The sequence below is a fragment of the Aquimarina sp. Aq107 genome, from assembly GCF_943733665.1.
Classification (GTDB): Bacteria; Bacteroidota; Bacteroidia; order Flavobacteriales; family Flavobacteriaceae; genus Aquimarina.
Genome location: NZ_OX030782.1, coordinates 2,191,646 through 2,211,807, shown reverse-complemented (window position 1 = coordinate 2,211,807; position 20,162 = coordinate 2,191,646). Strand labels below are relative to the sequence as shown.

The following is a 20,162-nucleotide window of genomic DNA, read 5'->3' as shown; positions in this document are numbered from 1 at the left end:
AAATAAATAGATAAACAATGTTTCAATCGACTCAATGGAAGCTTTGAGACTTTTTTTCTAATTGTTTTTTGAACTTTATTGGTGTCATTCCAACTTGTTGTTTGAAAACTCTATTAAAAGTAGCTTTAGAGTTAAAACCAGAATCGAAAGCAATAGATAATAGAGTTAATTTCTCTGCAACTCCAAGTTCTAACTGTTCTTTAAAATAAGAAACCCGATAGGTATTTACATATTCATAAAAATTAGAATCCATACAGATATTCAATAAGTGCGATAACTTTTTGTCGGAAACATTCAGAATATCGGCTGTTTTTTTCAAGGAAAGATCTTGTTCCTTAAAAAGCTTTTCTTCTCTAAACTTGATTTGTAATTGAGATTTAAGATTTAAAAGTTCTTCTGATTCACAATTGAAAAATGACTTAGATCTGTTTGCAGAATCATTAATCGGATTTTGAGATATTTCTTTAATCAAAAAAACTTGAGTTTGATTAATACCAAAATATCCAATATACCAAATTAGTAATACTAAATAAAAGAGATTGGTGTATATGAAAATAGGCATAATAGGATAAGAAACAATTATTACTCCACTAATCAGATCTATAATTAAAAAAACAATAAATCCTCGAATCCATATTGATAACCATTTTAGATCTAATCTCTTTAAATTGGCATAATTATTCTTTACTAGTTTTTTAAAACGATTTAATAACTTATTACTTAAAAACAGGTAATAGGAGAGGTGTAGTATACCTAAAAAAGGAATAACGATAGAAACAATTCTTAACAAGGTTATTTCCTCATCTACAGGTAATCCAAAAATATATTGGGGAATACTATAAAAAATAAAAGCAATCCCAAACGGTAGTAAACTATATATAAAACTTTTGCTATTTATATTGGATGTATAAATTGTTTTGATGTATTGAAAGATTAACGGACCTAATACAAAAGGAGCAACAAAACCGATAGGCGATACTATGATACTAAGAAAATTCCATTTTAGATACGAAGAAGCATAGGTTATAAAAAGAAATAAAAAACTTAAAAGAATACTTGCAAGAATTCTGTTTGCTTCACGTTTTTTCCAAGTGTGAGTAAGTAGTAGCATTAGAAAAAAAATGGTACTAATTCCAGAGTATGTTAAGAATGTAGAGAAATCTTTCAAAAAAAGTCAGTATTGGTTCAATTAGATGAGATTATTTCTAATTTATAACCTACACCATGAACATTAGTGATCTTTACTTCAGAATCTTTACCTAGTTTTTTACGTAATTTAGAAATAAACATATCTAAGCTCCTTCCAACAATAACTCCATTGTCTTCCCAAACTTGTTTAATCAATTGCTCTCTTTTTACAATTTTGTTTGGATATTGTGCAAAAATAGCAAGGAGTTCACTTTCTTTTGCTGTTAATGATGTTTCGCCGGTATTATTACTTAATTTTTGTTCATTAGGATAAAATATCAGATTCCCTAAAAGAATATGATTTGATGTTTGATCTATATTGTCTTTTCTTGTTTTCTTTTTTAAGAAAGTTGTTCCAGTAACAAGAACAATAAGTAATAATCCTAAAGAAATAGTATATGTACTACCCATCGCACTATATAAGGAAGAGTTTTGATCCTTTAGCATAATTACTTTTACTGTATAACAACTTTTAGGAAGATTTCTTCCTAGACACGGGATGTCATTTTCTATTAATGGTCCAAATATTTCATAACTATAAGAAACTTCATTTGTATTACAGTTAATTAATTCAGTAATATATTCATCAGGAAGCTCTGCATTTCTTAGCTCATTATCAATAATAGATACTAATATTTCTGGATTAATGGCTACATCTTTTTGAAATGATAGCTCAAACACTTGTTTTGATACTTCTTTTACTGGTAACACCAATGATGTAGAATCACCATTTTTAAGCAATAACTTATTGCCAACATTTCTTAAGGCTATTTTAACTTTTTCCGGATAAAATGAAACTTTTTTAGAAGAAAAACTATGGATCGATAGAAACGCTATTAATGAGATAACTATAACAACAAATATTTTGATTTTATCCTTCATAATATGATTCTATCCTATAAATAAATAAAAATTTACAATTGTGATACACTTTTTTACAATTGATTTAGTAAAGTAAGGTAAGCCCTAAATTACTTTCGTTTTTATAAAATTAAAAATAAGAAAATTGATGAAAACTAAAGTAACAATTCAACATTATAAATTGATTAATAATACTGTTAAAATATATATAGTTTTAGTATTAAGTATATTGTTTATTGGATGTTCTGGGAAAACGAGTTTTATTACAACGGAGTCGGGACTTCGGTATAAGGTTGTAAAAAATGGTTCAGGACCTATGGTAGAGAAAGGACAAGAAGTCCTTATTCACGAAACAACAAAGTACACAAATGATTCTTTAGTATATACTTCTAGAAACAGAAAAGAGCCTCTTAAGATCTTAGTAGGCGGAGATCAAGTCATAAAAGGAGTAGATGAAGGGTTGTTAGGTATGAAAAAAGGAGAGGTACGAAAATTAATAGTTCCCCCTTCTTTAAGCAAAAGAACTGGAAACATTTCATTCCCGCATCCTGATTCTACATTACATTACGATATAGAATTAATTGATATTCTCGAAAAGAAACCAATTCCAAAAACTACAAACGGCAATAGCCTAAAAATAGATAAGGAAAACAGTGAAATTAGATGGGAAGGTTTTAATAAACTCCATACTAGCGGACATTATGGAACTGTAGATTTCATTAGTGGTGAATTTTTTAAAGAAAAAGAAAAGGTTACTGGAGGAGAATTCATAATAAACATGAATACCATAGCCAATATAGATGGAGGGTATAGTGAGATGTTAGTAGATCATTTAAAAAATTCTGATTTCTTTGATACAGAGAATTTTCCTGTAGCTAAACTTTCTATAGTAAATGTAACCTACAATGATGATTCCAATGTTTTAATAACAGCAGATTTAACTATTAAAGATATCAAACAATCCATAGAGTTTGAGGCGAACATTACATATAATAATAGTAAGCTGATTTTTATCTCTAAATTTATAATTGATAGAACAAGGTGGGATATAACATACGCATCAGGTAGTGTTTTCGGGAACTTAAAAAATAATTTATTATCGGATGAAATACATTTTGAAGTCAAATTATTAACCGAATAATACAATTAAGATATCCAATTTTACTTGTTTAACAACCAATTGTAAAAAAATAATGACATATTTTATGATAAAAATTCTGCAAAAATGCATAAAAGGAATTAGTTTTGCAGCCCTAGAAATGAGAAAATATGTCGGAGTCAACTACAGAATTACAAGAAAAGAAAACAGGAAAAGACTTATATAGCTATCAAAAAGGGGCTATAAATAGGATTTTTAAAAGCTTTGAGGATGCTAGAGAGGATTACCATCTTTTATATCAGTTACCAACTGGAGGAGGTAAGACGGTTATTTTTTCTGAAATAGTTAGACAATATCTAAAACATCATAATCGAAAAGTATTGGTGATGACGCATCGTATAGAACTATGTAAGCAGACATCTAATATGCTTACAGGTTTTGGTGTAGATAATAAAGTAGTTGATAGTAAAGCTAACTTAGATGATCAAGAAAAATATAGTTGTTTCGTAGCAATGGTAGAAACCTTGAACAATAGGTTAAATGAAGATAAATTGGATATCTCTGATATAGGTTTGGTGATTATAGATGAGGCACATTATAATTCTTTTACTAAATTATTTAAGTTTTTTGAGAGATCTTTTATTTTAGGAGTTACCGCAACACCGTTAAGTTCTAATATAAAGTTACCAATGAAGGACAATTATGATGAACTAATTGTTGGTGAAACTATAGAGTCCCTAATAGAAAATGAATTTCTGGCACGTGCAGAAGTATTTGCGTATAACATGGGATTAACTTCCTTAGAAGTTGGATCTAATGGTGATTATACTGTAAAATCCTCCGAAGATTTATATACTAATAGTAATATGCTTAGTCAATTATTACAGGCATATGAAAAACATTCTAAAGGTAAAAAGACATTAATTTTTAATAACGGTATCAACACTTCATTACATGTGTATGACACTTTTAGATCTGCGGGATATCCGATTGCACATTTAGATAATACAGCTACGAAAAAACAAAGAAAACAGATACTTCAGTGGTTTAAAGAAACTCCGGATGCTATTTTGACATCAGTGAGTATTTTAACTACAGGATTTGATGAACCTACAGTAGATACAATTATTTTAAATCGTGCTACAAAATCTTTGACTTTATATTATCAAATGATTGGTAGAGGCTCACGAATTCTAAAGAACAAATCTTCATTTAATGTTATTGATTTAGGAAATAACTATCATAGATTTGGTCCTTGGGGAGCTGATTTGGATTGGCAAAAAATATTCAACTCTCCTGATTATTATATGGATAAACTCCTTAATGATGAGGATATAGAGAGTAAGTTTAAGCATGAAATGCCTGCGGAATTAAGAGCAGAGTTTGCGAATTCCGAGGAAGTTTATTTTGATATTAAAGAAACATATTTAGATTCTGTACGAAAAGGTGAGTCTTCTAAAGTTGTACTAGAAAGATCTATAGCTCAGCATGCTAAAATTTGTATAGAAAACAGTGAAGATGTTTATGATGCTATTGCGTTAGCTAAAATGTTAGGAGATGATATTGATCACAGAATTCAGAGCTATGCAAAATGTATCAGTAGAAGTACCCACAATTTTTTATCTTGGTTGAAGGATGACTATAGGAAAAAACTTAACTCTTATTTAAGAGAGAATTTTGACGAGAAGTTTGAAGAGATTCATGGAAGACCACCAGAATAAGTTATAAGTACTATTCTTTAGGGAATTTCCATGCTACAAAACGGCTTTTCTTGTTTCCCTGTGACATTTCAATGGTTTTATAGATGGTATTTAATTTATTAAGTTGTTTATAAATCTTAGGTAAATTTTCTTTTTTGGATACTAGTGATGTGAACCAACCGACTTGATTTTTAAAATCGGTACTTTGCTTGATCATTCTTTTGATAAACAAAGCTTCACCACCATTACACCATAATTCATTAGCCTGTCCACCAAAATTTAATTCTAGCGGAATAATCGTTTTATCTGATCGAGACAGATTATTTAATTTTCGTTGTGTTCCTTTTTTTGCCTCTTCAGGAGAAGAATGAAAAGGAGGGTTACACATAGTAAAATGAAAATAATCTTCTGATTGAATTATACCTCTAAAAATATTAGCATTGTTCTCTTGATGCCTTATTTCTATATAATCTTTTAAATTATAATTAGATGCTATGTTTTTTCTTGCATAAGAAACCGAATCTAAATTAATGTCAGATCCAACCATTTTCCAACCATTAATCTTTGCTCCCAGAATCGGATATATACAGTTAGCACCAACTCCAATATCCAATCCTTTAATAAGACTTGATTTTTTTATATCCTCAGCTAGTAAATCAGTTATGTGATGTATGTAATCAGCTCTTCCTGGGATAGGAGGGCATAAGGATCCTTTTGGGATATCCCAATTCTCAATTTCATAATAATAGTTTAGAATTGCTTTATTTAATTCCAAAACAGCTTGACTATTAGAAAAATCAATAGTGACGTTGTTATTATGGGGATTGCTTATTAAGTAATCAGATAATTCCCTATGATTACTTTTAAGTTCTTCAAAATTATACGAAGAATTATGTTTGTTTTTTGGATGCAATTGATACAGGTATATAATGAAGTCAAATATAACAATATTCAAACCATATTATTTTGATTGATAATTTGTAATCTTTCATCGATTTTGGAAAAGAAAAATATGTTTTTGTGTTCTGTCCTGGTAAAATTTAGGTGAAATACGTAATACTTTCGTTGAAATAACGTTTAATGCCGTTAAAATACATTGTTAATTTTGTTAAACTTTCTATTTTTATATGTTAAAGTGCTTATATACTGGGTTTTAGTCATGCTTTATTTTTGCAGTACCATGAATACGGTTTAACCGTAAATAATAAAATTTAACATTTCAACTGTTAAAATCCTTAACTCCTTATTCTACGCTGTACTCAAAAGAATTTCAGCTTAATATCCTAGTTTTAATATTAACAATTACTTTTTGTTAAAATTTAAGTTAACACGCTATTTTATAAATAGTTAATATTTATACATGGGGGAAAATACCCCATTATGTAAGCGACATTATTCTCTATCTTTGAATTGATCGATTATCACACTCACTCTCACACAAGTATTAATAACGATTACAAGCAATAATTACTTGCGCTCGTTAGAAATTAATTAAAGGCTTATTTAATTAAAAAGTTAGACTCATTTTAATTTATTAAATATAGGTAAGAATAGACTTACTGATATAGTTAAAATATAAGATCAACAATCAAAAAAAAGACAACAAGCCATGAAATTATTAAAACTATTATTTGTGTTATCGATTTTTGTTTCCTGCGCTGCAGAGGATGACTCTGATTCGTATGCGATTGAACAAATTTTTTCGGATAACTTAGAGAAAACTATAAAAGTCGATATTATATATGTACAGCCAACAGGTGTTTCGGGAAAATCTTCTTATAATCTAAATGAAAATGATTTTATAGCGAATCTAAATGGTAGTTTCTTTCATAGATATGGAATAGGTTTAGAGAAAGGTGACATAAAGACGTTAAATAGTGATGAATTATATGATTTAAAAGATAATAGAGGGCGCGAATCTAGTGTGTTTTTGCAGGAAACCCAGGACTATTACCGTGAGGATAGAATAAATATTTTTGTAATGAAAAGATCAAATACAATTGCTATTGCTGGAATAGGTAAAGATAAAAGAGCTTTAATTACTGATGAATTTTTGTTTACATCCACGGCTCCACACGAAATAGGACATGCTTTAGGTCTTCATCATTATCCAGAAGAGGGAAATATTATGAGTCAGATACGACCTTATCTTAGAACTGATTTCACAAGTGTACAAATAGATAGACTTAAAAAGACATTAGAGAAAATAGAAGAAGAAAAATAAAAATAATTTCAGGCCCCAACCAATAGCCCCAATTTATTCGAACATCCCCTTTTAGTATGTGTGCATTATCGCTCTTTAAGTACTATTTTAAAGAGCGTTTGTACAACCTTTAATCAAACAGATTGTGTTATTTCAATTTAATCTGTTTGATTTTTAATAAGAAAAATCTGTGTTTACCCTTAGAGCAGTTATTATTCTGCATTAATTCAATTCTAAAAAACATCCATTTTATGGATGTTTTTTATTGTTAAGGCTAACTATTTACGTGTCTTATAGATGTTTGTATTCTTTAAACTGATAATTATCATATAATTTATTAATACTTAAAATTATATTTGAATAGATCGATCTTCTTAAAAATCATCTTCGTGTAATTTATTTGTTTTTAAATAAAATGGCTTAGTAAAACTCAGTGATGAGTATTCTGTTCCCGACCTATCTCTATTCGGAAATATATCTCATCTAAATGATAGATGTTTAACTTAAAAAAAATAGCCATGAAATTATTAAAAATAGTAGTTTTATTATTAGCGTTTGTTTCCTGTACAGTAGAAGATGACTACACACCATATCAGATTGAACAAGTTTTTTCTGAAGATATTGATGTAGTTTTAAAAGTAGATATAATCTATGTACTACCTTCATCTCAAAGATCTTCAGTTATGCAATATGATCTTAATGAAGTGGAATTTATAAAATTTCTTAATGGAAGTTTCTTTCATCGATATGGTGTTGAGTTGCAGAAAGGAGATGTTAGAACAATAATTAATGATGAATTATATGATTTAAAAGACAACAGAGGTCAAGAGTGTAGTGTGTTCTTACAACAAACTCAGGATTCATACCATCATAATCGAGTAAGTATATATATAATTAAAAGATCAAATACTATAGGTATTGCAGGAATAGGAAAAGATCAGAGAGCTTTGGTTACTGATGATTTTCTGTATACATCAACAACACCTCATGAAATTGGTCATTCTTTAGGATTGTTACATTATCCCGTAGAGGGAAATATTATGAGTGAGATAAGACCCTATCTAAGAAAAGAATTTACAAGTGAACAAGTAGGTAGATTGAAGAATAAAATAACTTTATTAGAAGATGAATAGGTTAATTTATAGCGGTATTAGTTAATTGGGTGCAATGTAGTTGTACCCATTTTTTTTACCGTATGGTAAGAAAAAACTAGTTAATTAGTTTTTTACACGTATGGCTTCAAAAGTTTTAAATAAAATACCTTTGTAGGCTCTTATGTAACATTTATCTTGGTTATCCGAATCAATCCATACTTTTACTGAGTATGTTTTTCCGCTATCGGCATTATAAATTGTTCCGCCATCTAGTTCTCCGTCTATAAAACTTAAGTTGTTAAGTATATCCATCCCTAATAAAGGACGTTGTCTTAATTTTTGGTCAGGATTTTTGTTGTCTAGGCCATTAAAATTAGAAATAGGATTCTCGGCGCGTCTATTTATTTTACCAAAAAAAAGATCTTTATTCCGGTAAATTTCAATAATTGAACCTCCTTCTATTTGCCATTTTCCGATATATGTTTCAGGAGAAATAGAAGAATTATATAATAAAAAGGAAATAAAAATAATGAAGGTCAGTCTCATTAAATAGTATGTTGTATAAGTTGTTTGTTTTGGAAATATAGTTATAAAGTTTGAGTTTAATTTCTATTTATCCAATTAACTATCTACTAAATAATGATTTTCTGGAAAGATTTATAAGGTGATAATTAGTATATAAGTATCATAAATTATTTATATACAAACAAATAAGTAGGGTAGTTGTTTAATATTTTCCGTCTATAATATCTTTTATATCTACTTCCATATAATCTGCAATTTTTTGCAGTCTTTCGAAATCTTTAGCCAAGTTTTTACGCTTTACTACATAATCTCCTGCTTGCGGACTTACTCCTAATGTTTTAGAAATACCGTATACCGTTTTGGCTCCTTTACTTTTTTTCAGGAGCTTTTTTAAATTCTTATTTACCATAATTCAAACATACATGTATTTTTTTAATATTCAAATAAAATTTTATTAAAAAAAAATTTGATTAATCAAATTATGTATGTATATTCGTCAAAACCAAAAATCATCTACTATGAAACTCTTACTTATTACTGCCTTACTCTGTGTATCTCTAGGTTATGCGACAACCGAACCAGTAAACGAAAAGGAAAAAACTAAAAAAGAGAAGAAGAGTGTTAAAGAAGATAATTCTTTAATCTCTAGAAATTTTCATTCTGTAAAAAGATGGAAGATCACAATAGAATATACCAATGGGGAACAAATTTCTAAAACAATTACGTTGAATAAAAAATCGACAGTTAGTCCTTTAGAAAGTGCTTTTGTAGAAGCAGAAAAATATATGAAGACACTTAAAAATGTAAAAAGTTATAATGTGTCGCCAGTGTCAGGTAATTCGTTTGTCTTACTTGCAGGTAATTAAAAATCCTAAATTCGTCTCAAAACTACTATTGAGAACATAATTCCTACTTAGTTATAAAAAAGACAGTATTTTACTGTCTTTTTTTATTTTAATTCAAATTCTAGTGTATAGGTTTTATATGGATGGTTATTTTTTGAAGTTTTTTGGATTTCATTATCAAATAAGTGATCTAGATTATTACCAGCTAAATCCTCTATACTAGGTCCAAAAATTATAGTATATTTCCCTTTTTTCCAGTTTCTTTTTGGTATAAATGAAACTACTGTTTCATCCTTCTTTAGCTCCCAGATACCATCTATAAGTTGTCCTGCACTATCTAGTATTTTTATATTACCAATACTACTGCCATAGTCTATTGGTTCTTCACAATTTATTAGTAGATTGGATACAGAATGAATGTTAGGAATTTTAATTTCCCAATTATTTATGTTTGGTTTATTTCTATCTGCAACGGTAGTAGTAAACTCTTTAGAGAAGTTTTTTACCATATTTACGCCGTTATGATCTTTAATTTCTTCCGAAATCACCAATCTATATTTTTTTTGAGGGATGAACACAGACCCTAACTGTCTATTTGGAATTAGATTTCGTTTTTGTCTTCCTGGTTCTATCCAAATGGTCAATAAAGTTCCATCTTTGGAGATTAAAGCGTTTTGTAGGGGTAATATTGTTCTATCTATTGGTTTATCAGACTCATCTACAAATTGAATATATTTATAAATATTATTTTCATTAATTGGTCTAGAAAACTTAACGTACCATTTTAAAATATTGGAGGGTATTCTGGAAGTACTCGGATACACTTTTAGTATTTTTAATGATTCGTAACCTTTAGGAACTGGTAAAGAAAAATAGTTGATGGTATGATTGTATACCACGGTATATTTTTGATTCCACCCAAAAGGGACTACAGGTATAAAGCTTAATGTATTTTGCTTTTCCTGAATTTTTCCTAGAATCCTAGTAGAAACAGCTATTTTATTTTCAGGAATTTCTCCTTTAAAAACAGATACATCCTGAGCTACCGATATATTCTTGGGTATAATAACTTCATTTTTATTAAAAATGTAATTTTCAGATGTTTGACCTAACAATAAGTTAGTAACAACTAATGCTAAAATTCCAAAATAATATCGTTTCACAATAACAAGTCAATAGTTCAGGTTAACAATGGGACAGATTACTTTACCCACCAGCTATTACCTGCTTTAAGAGCCAGATTTCCGTTAGATTCTCTTTGGATAATTACAAAACCATTATTACCCATTTTATCTAACTGTTGTACATTAACATATGGAAGATTTACATAATCTACACCTTCGGCTGCTCCTTTTTTCACTACAGGTTTAGTTAACTCACCTTGATATGCTTCTAAATCTTTAAAATCAATTTTCATTAATGCTCTGTTACTATTAGAAATTAATAAATATCGATTTCCTTCATTTTCAATTTCTATCATATCAATAGGAGAATTGCCACTTCCAAGTTCAGCCACTGTTCTTCCTTTTTGATGTTCTCCTGATTTCATTTTATTCATAGGAAAAATAACTAATGGAGTACAAGTATAACCAGCCAAAACTTGTAATTCTCCATTGATTTTTGTTGGAATAAATGTCTTAATAGGTGCGTGTGTTTCGTACTTACCGTGTGCAGCGTGGTAAATTTCTAAAGAACTATAATTTTGTGTCTCAGAAAACGGAAAATCGATAGCTCTAAATGTAGAGGCAAATTCTTTGTTACTTAGTCCAGATAATAATAATTTTCCATCTATATATTTAATATCCGCAACGGCCCATTTTCTTAATTTTCGTCCTCTTCGGTCTTCTGCTTCTTTAGAAATAGGATCTAATAACGTAGTTTTAGTATAAGACACATTATCAAGAGGTACTTGCTTTAGGACATTGTCCTCAACTCTTAATAATATAGGTATTCCAGAGCTATGATTAATAGAAAGATAAATATTATTGTTATTTGGGTTAACCACCATATCCGTAATTTGAACTTGATCAATAGTGGTTCCCATCATATCAGCAACCAATTTATCTAGATTGTCTAATTTCACTTTCGAGTTATCCAATTTAGGATGTTCACTAAAGTCTATAGCTACAACTTGTGCAGCATTACTATCCCCAATAAATAAAATACCTTCTGGCCCAAAAGTCATCTTATGTATTGAAACAATACCTGGATTGCCGGTTATAAAATCCTTTTTTAAGGTAGAACTAGCCTGGGCTTGACTAAAGAAAAATGATAAGATAAGTGTAACAGTTAGAGTGATAAGTGTTTTCATGATGAGTGATATATGAATAAATCCTTGATCACAAAATAATAAAAATGAAATATGTTTAGAGTTAAATAAATGCCAATACTGAATGTTTAGGATAAAATCACAGAATTATTTTAGGATCAAAACAGCTGATTTTTAACAAGTTCATAGTAACTAGAACTTACCGGTATCCTAATGTCAGTAAGAAAAAGATCTTTTCCTTTTAGTGCAGTAACATAGTTCTTATTAATAATAAAAGATCGATGCACCCGCATAAATAGTTCCGGTAATGTCTCTTCTAGAGATTTTAGTGTTTGATGACTCATTATTTTTTTATATGTGGTATGAAAAATAACATATTCACTATCACTCTCGATGTATAGTATATCGCTGTATTTAATTTTATGTAGATCATATCCGGATTTTACCGTAATTTTTCCTTCGACCTCATTTTCATTTATTTTAGGATCTTTTTTTATTTTCTGTATGGCGGCTAAAAATCGATCAAAGGTGATTGGTTTTAACAAATAATCCAATGCATTTAATTCAAACCCTTCTAACGCATATTCAGAATAGGCAGTTGTGAAAATTATTTGAGTTGTAGAAGGGATTATTTTAGCTAAATCAGTTCCTTTTAATTCGGGCATTTGTATATCTAAAAATATGACATCAATAGGCTCACTTTTTAGAATATTTATTGCCTTGAGAGGATTTTCAAGTGAAGCAACTATTTCTATATAATCCAATCGATCTATATAGGTTTTTAAGAGTGTTCTAGCCAGCTCTTCGTCATCAATTATTAAACACCTAAGCATTATCTTCTAATTTTATATTTAGTATTACTTTAAAAATATTATTGTCATTAGTAATTAATAATTTGTGTTTTTCTTGATACAATATACCCAATCGTTTTTTAACATTTTCTAACCCAATTCCTCCGATTTTATCTTTCATTATTTTTTCTTTAGGAATACTATTAACAATTTCAAAATTGATATTAGATGTGTCTGATGTTATATGAATCTCTATAAAAGATCCTGGTTTTTCAATATTACTATGTTTAAATGCATTTTCTATGAATGGTATAAAAAGCATAGGAGCAATAGGAACAGTATTGTCATCTACATTAAACTTTGTTGTAATTTCATAAGGTTTACTGTTTTTTAAAGAAAATAATTTGATATAATTTTTAATATAAGTTATTTCTTTTTGTATAGAAACATAGGGGCGGTCACATTCATAAAGAACATATCTAAGCATTTCTGATAAGTAACTTATACTTTGCTGTGTTTTATCAGAATCTATTACAGAGAGTGCATAAATATTGTTGAGAGAGTTGAATAGAAAATGTGGGTTGATTTGTGATTTTAATAGTTTTAGTTCGGTTTGAAGGTTTTCGTTTTTACTTCTAATCATTTCTTCTTCCTTTTTTTGTGCGAACAAAAAAGTTTCTATAAACGTAGCAATCAAATATGCAATCATCAAATTAGAAAAATGAACCATTAAAATAGATGGAGGTTTTATTCTTCTTGGAGGTCTTTTAAAAGGTGGATCAACCATTCTAGGATTATTACGAGGAGGGAGTATTCTACTGGATAAATTAGAAGATATCGTAGATGATGACAATGCCGACACACAAATTATACTTAAAGAAATTAAAAAGAAAAACAAGTATTTCTTTTTAAATAAAAAATGTTTGGCAATAAAAAAAATTAATAACCCAATAAGTCCAATTTGGAACGCAAAAAGAATGGAGTTTTCGATAAGGAACTTTTCGTTATTATTTTGTCCAAATGATAAAAAAAACCAAATAATTCCCCATAAAACTATTTGAAAAAGAAACCTTTTATAATTATTCATAGTACAAATTAAATGAAAATATAATAGTTGAGTTTCAAAATAGATGATTAAGAGCTATATCTTTTAGTTCGTTCACAGAATGGAAATGAACATTCGCCTAAAACTATATGTGGTCGACAGAAAACTCTTCATTTGCATTATACTTTTACCGAAATTTATAGTCTATACAAGAAACATAAACATAAAAAAAATGAAAAGTAACTTGTTGAATCTAGGATTATTAATGACACTTTGTTTATTACTGTTTTCGTGTAAATCAAATGCACAATCAAAAGAAGAAAAGAAAGGAAAAGAAAGACCTAGTGTTGAAGAGATTTTTAAAATGATGGATGAGAATGAAGATGGAAAATTAGCAAAGGAAGAAGTTAAAGGACCTTTAGAAAGAGATTTTGCAAAAATTGATTTAGATGAAGATGGGTTTATTACTAAAGAAGAATTGAAAAAAGCTCCTAAACCTGAAAGAAAAGGACCACCAAGAAGAGAGCAATAAGATTATAAAACTAATATAGAATTAACTAAATCTAAGAATATGATGAATACGAAACTTATATCTAAAAAGATTATTCCACTGGCATTGTTAGTTTGTACCGTTTGCATCGTTTTTATAGCTTGTAGTGGTGATGATAATGGAACATCTACAACGGATGATGATGGTACTGTTGCAGAATTGCACGCTGCTTTTACAGAATTCGATACAGATGAGACAGATATTTATTTGGATGGATCTAATGTAGTTATTGAAACTACAGGAAGACCCAATCATACAACATCTTATTGGGGTGAAGGTAATGCATTATATATTGAAGAACCTGATGTTGCCTCAACGCCAAGTATAATACCTAATTTTGATGCTTCTGCTACTTTAGTAGTTTCTGCAAATCCACAATTAGCTAATAACACTACAGCAACATCTTTGGGAACAATTGGGATAGCTGTAAGTGGGGCAGCACTTTTTAATGATCAAGAAGGAAATGGTGCGCTAGATCAGGCAGCAGGGTCTTTGGATTATACAGGAGGACATATAGGACCTGGAGTATATCATTATCATTTAGAACCAAGAGCATGGTCTAATGATGATGAAAATTTGATCGGGATTATATCGGATGGATTTTTTATCTATGGTAGAAAGTGTAATTCTACAGGTACGTATCCTACGGATTTAGATGCTTCTGGAGGTCATACTCATATAACACAACATTCAGAAGAAGCTGAGTATCATTATCATGTTATTAATGAATTATATTCTAATACAGGTAGTTATATAGTTTTTGCTGGACCATTTAATGGAACTCCCAATGCGGTTAATTAAATGTTTTTTTATAAGTAGTTTTTTTTCTATCTGTTTTATGGCTTGTAAAACAGATGGGGAAAATCATATTGTTGATACGGATAAAAAAATAATCAATAATGTTTTGGTGCCTAAGGACTTGTTGATTTTAAATGCAAGTGAAGGAAAATGGTACTATGAGCAAAAACCTTTTTCTGGTTATGCTGTAAAGTTTCATTCTAATAAAATGCTTGAAGAAAAAGTAGGTTATTACGAAGGTAAAAAAGAAGGGTTAGCTCAAAAATGGTTTTCTGATGGTTTGTTGCAAAAAGAATCATTTTATATAGCTAACCACCTTGATGGAGTTGTAAAAATTTGGTGGCCAAATGGTAATATAGCTTCAGAATCTAATTATATAAAAGGAACTCGGAATGGAGTTCAAAAAAAATGGTTTACAAATGGTCAACTGTCTAAACGAACTAATTTGATTAATGGAAAAGAAAATGGAATGCAGCAGGCTTGGTTAGAGAATGGAAAGCTATATGTGAACTACGAAGCAAAAAACGGACGTGTTTTTGGCTTAAAAAGAGCTAATTTATGTTATAAGTTGGAAAATGAAATTGTACAGTTTAAAAAGTTATAGTATTATTTTATGTTGCTTGCTTTTCAGTTGTAAGCAAAAAGAAAATATGAGTAGAGTAGAAGTACTACCATATTATCAGGATGCTAGTTTTACGCCGCATTGGCTAACTCCTTATGCAAAAGAACTTAATGATTTTCATAAAATTCCTGATTTTTCTTTAGTGAATCAAGAGGGAGAGATTGTGACTAGTAAAACCTTCGATGATAAAATTTATATAACTGATTTTTTCTTTACAACATGTCCTGGAATCTGTCCAAAAATGACATCCAATATGTTGTTGTTGCAAGAAGAATTTAAAAATGATGAAGATATTTTATTATTATCACATTCTGTAACTCCAGAAAGAGATTCAATACCGATATTACAGGAGTATGCAGAACTAAAAGGTGTTCTGAATTCTAAGTGGCATTTAGTAACTGGAGATCGTGATGTAATTTATGATCTAGGACGTAATTCCTACTTCGTTGAAGAGAATTTAGGAGAAACAAAAACGAAAGAGGATTTTCTTCATACCGAAAATTTTGTTTTGGTAGATAAAAAGAAACATATAAGAGGTATTTATAATGGTTTAAATAGAGCATCTATTAATCAGCTTATCACTGATATAAATACTTTAAAATCAGAGAAAAAATTTTAAATTTTTTTACCCCAAAACTAATGATATAGAAACAGAAGATTTAGTTGCTTTTGTATTTATAGATAGATTTTGTGTTTGAATCTGAATCCCTGTAGTCTCTATGATTGCAGGGGTTATTTTGTTAAAGTATTATTTTAAATAAAATCAATAAACGAGAATTATTAAAAAAAAGCTGAGTTGATATCAACTCAGCCTTTCTAACCACCAATTATCCAATATTAACTAATGTTCATAGCAATTTTTTTCCCCTTGCTTCGGTTAACCCAATAGTTTAATTAAATAATCGGTTTATTATTTTTTTTGGTGGTGTGATAATTTCTTGATGTACACTATCAATCCAATATAAATAGCTATTAATAGTTGCACATAGTTCATTATTAGCATTAAAAAAACGATTTCTAATGGCTAATTTTTGACTGTCATTATCAATACAAATAAGTTCCAGGTTTATAAAAAAATCTTGCATAAACATTAAATGTTTTCTTTGGCTTAGGGATTCTATAGATTCCTGTACATTAAGTTTTGTTTTGTTTCTTTTTTTGTCAGTATACCCTTTGTCAAATAAGAAGGCAAGTAATACGGATGATGTATAAGCAATGTATGCAGAATTTTGCATTACCATATAATCATCAACATCCTCTCCTTTAACTTTAAAATTTCTTCTAAACATTTTGTTTTATTTGATATTATATTCCGGAATTCTTCATTTTGTTAAGTTTTCGTTTTTTCTTGTTTCCTACCTGAAAAGCTCTAGATATATTGAACCCAAGATGTATATCCCCTTCAAAGAAATTGTCTGTAGATTCTGTGATGAAACTTTTTTCTATCATAGTAATAGAGTTGGATAGAATTATTTGAAATACGTGTCCTCCTGTTTCTATATCTACCCCAAACGCTAAAGAGTTTGTTGCGTCGATAGACTCTAACGGATTAGCAGTATAAAAGTATTCTCCGTTTATAGATATTCTTTTAGTCAGCTTTAATCTACTACCTATACCGACAGCAAAAATATCGTGTGGATCATCATTAATTTTCACAGAATTTCTATGAATATAAGTTGGGGTAATTTGTAATGAAAATGCAGGACTAAATTTTCTGGCAATTAGTATTTGTGAAACATATGATAATTTTTGACTAAAAGTAGGCTCATTTTCTGGGTCAAAATCCTTTAATGTTCTATAAGCAATGCTTGAGAAAAGTGATGCTGTAAATGGGAATGATCCTTCACCAGTACTTTGCTTTAAGAATTTGTATTTAATAAAGCCATCATATGTTTTGTCAAAACTACTTCGACCTACTCCTAACATTATATTATCAGACAATCCATATTCAAAAGCAAAACGGATATTAGATTGATCTAATCCATATAATTCATCAATTCCAAGATTAACTCGTCCAAAACGGTGTGATATAACAAATTCTAAAGTACCTTTATTTCTGTTCTCTACAGAATGACCATTTAATATTCTAGTTCCTTTAAAAGTAGAAGTAGTATAACTTTTTGTCTGTGGTGTTTCATCTTCTAGAATGTCTAGTAGATCTTGTGCATATGAATTAGAACTCAATGCCCAAAGTGCAAAAACAATTAAAAAATTCTTCATATTATTTTTTATAAGGTTTGTGATCTAGTTCAAATGTTATTTTTATACTTTCTGCTATATTATTAGTTACTACGGATGGTATTTCGATTTCGAAATCAGCCACCTTTATTGGGAAGGTTCCTTTTAAGAATATATTTTCTTTGTTTTTGCTAATTATACCTTTGGTTTCAATTTTTTTTGTTACTCCATGGATAGTAATATCACCAACAATTGATACAGTTTGTTCATTTTTAGTTAGTGCATTAAAATCCAGAATTTGGCCTTTAAATATTGCCTTAGGGTATTTGTCAGACTCTACATAGTTTTCATTAAAATGTTCTTGCATCAACGATTTTTCGAACATAAATGATTTCATCAAAATAGATATTGCTATTGTACCTGTTGATGTGTCTATAATACTTAATACCTGATTGTTTTCTGCTTTTATATCTTCTATTGGTGTGGCAGAAAAGAAAGAAGTATATCCTTGTTTTGTTAAAAATTTTCCTTGTCCAAAGGAGACAGTGGAAAGTAATATTGTGAATAATAATATATATAGAGATTTCATTTCTTTTTAAGTTTATGGTTTATTCAATAATCACACATTTAACCAATACTACATCCATTAAGTATCCCGTGCAGATGCCTTTAATATTGATATGCTGACCTATTTTTAGATTGTTTGTTTTTAAGCTTTCTTCAGAAGAGATGTAGCAGGTTACATTGCCTATAGTATTATCATTACCTAATGTAATGATGCTATTTCCGTTTTTTCCAGAAGTTATTTCTGTAATAGAACCTTGAACCTGAATAATTTGTTCTAAGTATTTAGCATTTGCTTCATTTTCATTGTTAGAAAAGCTATCTACCAATTCATTAGATTCTATCGATATATTAGGTTTAGATTCTGATATATCGACGAAAGATTTATTATATATATTATTATAAATAAATATCCCTGTCAGAATCAGTAGTAGCATAGATATACTAAGTATGCTTCTTGTTTTACTATTCATAATATTAGATTTAATTATTTAGAGCTCCATTTTCTATCCAACAACGGATCAATTCTATCTGATCATTGCTTAAAGAACCTCCTAATGGCATTGTTCTATTTACTACTTGCGTTCTAACTCGTTCTGAGTTAGCGCTTATATTTTCATAAGTTCTTAAATCTGGAGCTTGGTTTCCTCCATGACAACTTATACAGTTATTATCAATAATTGATTTAATATCAGTAGAAAAAGATATTGCTGGATCGCATAATTCTTCTGAAATAATACCAGATTCTTCTTCTACATTCCTTTCACAAGAAAGAAAGGTGATACCTATTGTAATTATTAGTATGTTTTTGATTTTTAACAGGTCATTCATTTTCTTTTAAAATTTAAAATAAGAGGAAGAAAGCAAGAAGTCTTATCTTCCTCTTATAACCAACTAACTACTTAAATATTTATATGACGATATCAAGTTTAAATTTTTATAATGGTGTAGTATCCGTATTAACTACTGGCCATATACCTGGTGATGGAACGCTAACTCCGTAGTTGTCTCCTCTTTCTATATCCTGTCCGAAATAGTAAAGAGGTCTTCCTTTATAGGTTAATTGTGATCTACCAAATACATCGATAGTACCAAAGTCATTAACATCCAATATACTTGGAAGGTTGTTGATGTCGATATGAAAAATTGGCCAAATTGGATCATTAGAAAAATCCTGTAGTGTATAATTATTATCATCCTTGGTGTCATTGACAAAAGCATAGATTGTTCTACCAGTGCTACTAGTCAAGTAAAATGTAAGTTCATCACCAGTTTCATAGCCACTAGTAAAGTTTAGATCATTTCCTGCATCATCTCTACCAATTAATTGCGCTTCCGCATACATTAAAGAATAATCAGGTTTTGCGATATACCAATTGTTGCCCACTTTATCTCCGTTAGTATCACCAGCTACATTATCATTAAAGAAATAATATAAAGGCCATCCTTTATAAGTGTTTTGTTTATCCCCATCCGTTCTTGTAATTACTCCAAAGTCCGAAGCGTTTAAACCATCATCTAATGTTAAATCTGCTTGATAAAATATTGGCCAAGCTGTTTTACAGTCGTTATTACATTCTGATTGTGTTTTAGTATCTCTAGAAAAGAAATAAAGAGACATTCCGTTAGCATCTGTAAGGATATTTCCGAATTCAGGATCTGCAACCAATCGCACAGCGTTAGCATCAGGAGTTGGATCTGGTTCGATAATAGTATCATTGTCATCACTACTACAACTTGTTAATAATGATATGAAAGCGAATAATAAGAAAATTGATTTTTTCATTTTTAGATTATTTATGATTTATGATGCAAATAACCGGCAATGAA

The 20,162-nt window shown here is 29.4% G+C and carries 24 protein-coding genes; 9 read left to right on the top strand and 15 right to left on the bottom strand.

Translation table 11 applies throughout. The annotated features are described in order from the left end of the window. Nucleotides 1–31 precede the first annotated feature (31 nt). Both NMK29_RS09310 and NMK29_RS09305 read right to left on the bottom strand, forming a co-directional pair. The gene (locus NMK29_RS09310; RefSeq protein WP_159092273.1) at nt 32–1,168 is read right to left on the bottom strand and encodes an AraC family transcriptional regulator; all 1,137 of its coding nucleotides are present in this window, start codon (nt 1,166–1,168) and stop codon (nt 32–34) included. Nucleotides 1,169–1,185: 17 nt separating this feature from the next. Continuing rightward, a complete protein-coding gene (locus NMK29_RS09305) occupies nt 1,186–2,070 on the bottom strand; it encodes a winged helix-turn-helix domain-containing protein (RefSeq protein WP_108804155.1) in 885 nt (294 codons plus the stop codon). 127 nt (nt 2,071–2,197) lie between these two features. On the opposite strand from NMK29_RS09305, the gene NMK29_RS09300 reads away from it, so the two are divergent. After that, nucleotides 2,198–3,190, top strand: coding sequence for a YceI family protein (locus NMK29_RS09300; RefSeq protein WP_108804156.1), 993 nt, complete (start codon nt 2,198–2,200; stop codon nt 3,188–3,190). A gap of 128 nt (nt 3,191–3,318) precedes the next feature. Beyond that, entirely contained in the window at nt 3,319–4,869 is a 1,551-nt protein-coding gene (locus NMK29_RS09295; RefSeq protein ID WP_108804157.1) for a DEAD/DEAH box helicase, read from the top strand. Nucleotides 4,870–4,879: 10 nt separating this feature from the next. On the opposite strand, the gene rlmF is transcribed toward NMK29_RS09295, so the two are convergent. Further along, the gene (gene rlmF / locus NMK29_RS09290; protein ID WP_108804158.1) at nt 4,880–5,761 is read right to left on the bottom strand and encodes a 23S rRNA (adenine(1618)-N(6))-methyltransferase RlmF; all 882 of its coding nucleotides are present in this window, start codon (nt 5,759–5,761) and stop codon (nt 4,880–4,882) included. 696 nt (nt 5,762–6,457) lie between these two features. Here rlmF and NMK29_RS09285 point away from each other — a divergent pair. Both NMK29_RS09285 and NMK29_RS09280 read left to right on the top strand, forming a co-directional pair. Further along, nucleotides 6,458–7,072, top strand: a complete 615-nt coding sequence (locus NMK29_RS09285; protein ID WP_108804159.1) for a matrixin family metalloprotease — start codon at nt 6,458–6,460, stop codon at nt 7,070–7,072. 497 nt (nt 7,073–7,569) lie between these two features. Beyond that, the gene (locus tag NMK29_RS09280; protein WP_159092274.1) at nt 7,570–8,184 is read left to right on the top strand and encodes a M66 family metalloprotease; all 615 of its coding nucleotides are present in this window, start codon (nt 7,570–7,572) and stop codon (nt 8,182–8,184) included. Nucleotides 8,185–8,268: 84 nt separating this feature from the next. Here the strand turns inward: NMK29_RS09280 and NMK29_RS09275 are convergent, their stop codons facing one another. Together NMK29_RS09275 and NMK29_RS09270 are read right to left on the bottom strand one after the other, a co-directional pair. Next, nucleotides 8,269–8,691 carry a DUF2147 domain-containing protein gene (locus NMK29_RS09275; RefSeq protein ID WP_108804161.1) on the bottom strand — a complete coding sequence of 141 codons (423 nt, stop codon included), beginning with the start codon at nt 8,689–8,691 and terminating at the stop codon, nt 8,269–8,271. A 181-nt stretch (nt 8,692–8,872) separates the two neighbouring features. Then, the gene (locus tag NMK29_RS09270; RefSeq protein ID WP_108804162.1) at nt 8,873–9,079 is read right to left on the bottom strand and encodes a hypothetical protein; all 207 of its coding nucleotides are present in this window, start codon (nt 9,077–9,079) and stop codon (nt 8,873–8,875) included. A 109-nt stretch (nt 9,080–9,188) separates the two neighbouring features. Between NMK29_RS09270 and NMK29_RS09265 the strand changes: the two genes are divergently transcribed. Continuing rightward, a complete protein-coding gene (locus NMK29_RS09265; RefSeq protein WP_159092275.1) occupies nt 9,189–9,536 on the top strand; it encodes a hypothetical protein in 348 nt (115 codons plus the stop codon). Between the two features lie 83 nt (nt 9,537–9,619). On the opposite strand, the gene NMK29_RS09260 is transcribed toward NMK29_RS09265, so the two are convergent. From NMK29_RS09260 to NMK29_RS09245, 4 genes are all read right to left on the bottom strand, one after another. Next, on the bottom strand, nt 9,620–10,678 hold the full coding sequence (locus NMK29_RS09260) for an Ig-like domain-containing protein (protein WP_108804164.1): 1,059 nt from the start codon (nt 10,676–10,678) through the stop codon (nt 9,620–9,622). 38 nt (nt 10,679–10,716) lie between these two features. Beyond that, nucleotides 10,717–11,826: a hypothetical protein gene (locus NMK29_RS09255; RefSeq protein ID WP_108804165.1), complete on the bottom strand. Its 1,110-nt coding sequence runs from the start codon at nt 11,824–11,826 to the stop codon at nt 10,717–10,719. Between the two features lie 116 nt (nt 11,827–11,942). Then, on the bottom strand, nt 11,943–12,617 hold the full coding sequence (locus NMK29_RS09250) for a LytTR family DNA-binding domain-containing protein (RefSeq protein ID WP_108804166.1): 675 nt from the start codon (nt 12,615–12,617) through the stop codon (nt 11,943–11,945). Further along, nucleotides 12,610–13,662, bottom strand: coding sequence for a sensor histidine kinase (locus NMK29_RS09245; RefSeq protein WP_108804167.1), 1,053 nt, complete (start codon nt 13,660–13,662; stop codon nt 12,610–12,612). Before NMK29_RS09245 ends, NMK29_RS09250 begins: the two co-directional genes overlap by 8 nt. Before the next feature lie 190 nt (nt 13,663–13,852). Here NMK29_RS09245 and NMK29_RS09240 point away from each other — a divergent pair, with 190 nt between their 5' ends. The 4 genes from NMK29_RS09240 to NMK29_RS09225 are packed head-to-tail and all read left to right on the top strand — an operon-like array spanning nt 13,853 to nt 16,209. Next, complete coding sequence (locus NMK29_RS09240) at nt 13,853–14,152, top strand: hypothetical protein (protein ID WP_108804168.1); 300 nt, start codon at nt 13,853–13,855, stop codon at nt 14,150–14,152. A 39-nt stretch (nt 14,153–14,191) separates the two neighbouring features. Beyond that, on the top strand, nt 14,192–14,971 hold the full coding sequence (locus NMK29_RS09235; protein ID WP_371924097.1) for a YHYH protein: 780 nt from the start codon (nt 14,192–14,194) through the stop codon (nt 14,969–14,971). Nucleotides 14,972–15,008: 37 nt separating this feature from the next. Further along, nucleotides 15,009–15,572 (top strand): toxin-antitoxin system YwqK family antitoxin, encoded by a 564-nt coding sequence (locus NMK29_RS09230; protein ID WP_108804170.1) that lies wholly within the window; start codon nt 15,009–15,011, stop codon nt 15,570–15,572. Between the two features lie 46 nt (nt 15,573–15,618). After that, nucleotides 15,619–16,209 (top strand): SCO family protein, encoded by a 591-nt coding sequence (locus NMK29_RS09225; protein WP_234424292.1) that lies wholly within the window; start codon nt 15,619–15,621, stop codon nt 16,207–16,209. Between the two features lie 271 nt (nt 16,210–16,480). Here NMK29_RS09225 and NMK29_RS09220 read toward each other — a convergent pair whose 3' ends face one another. The 6 genes from NMK29_RS09220 to NMK29_RS09195 form a co-directional block, all read right to left on the bottom strand. Next, complete coding sequence (locus NMK29_RS09220) at nt 16,481–16,879, bottom strand: hypothetical protein (protein WP_108804172.1); 399 nt, start codon at nt 16,877–16,879, stop codon at nt 16,481–16,483. A gap of 16 nt (nt 16,880–16,895) precedes the next feature. After that, the gene (locus tag NMK29_RS09215; RefSeq protein WP_108804173.1) at nt 16,896–17,810 is read right to left on the bottom strand and encodes a DUF5777 family beta-barrel protein; all 915 of its coding nucleotides are present in this window, start codon (nt 17,808–17,810) and stop codon (nt 16,896–16,898) included. Nucleotide 17,811: 1 nt separating this feature from the next. After that, nucleotides 17,812–18,357, bottom strand: a complete 546-nt coding sequence (locus NMK29_RS09210; protein ID WP_108804174.1) for a YceI family protein — start codon at nt 18,355–18,357, stop codon at nt 17,812–17,814. 19 nt (nt 18,358–18,376) lie between these two features. Then, nucleotides 18,377–18,805 carry a hypothetical protein gene (locus tag NMK29_RS09205; RefSeq protein WP_108804175.1) on the bottom strand — a complete coding sequence of 143 codons (429 nt, stop codon included), beginning with the start codon at nt 18,803–18,805 and terminating at the stop codon, nt 18,377–18,379. A gap of 10 nt (nt 18,806–18,815) precedes the next feature. Next, nucleotides 18,816–19,163, bottom strand: a complete 348-nt coding sequence (locus NMK29_RS09200) for a cytochrome c (protein WP_108804176.1) — start codon at nt 19,161–19,163, stop codon at nt 18,816–18,818. Between the two features lie 106 nt (nt 19,164–19,269). Then, on the bottom strand, nt 19,270–20,118 hold the full coding sequence (locus NMK29_RS09195; protein WP_108804177.1) for a hypothetical protein: 849 nt from the start codon (nt 20,116–20,118) through the stop codon (nt 19,270–19,272). Between the last annotated feature and the right edge of the window lie 44 nt (nt 20,119–20,162).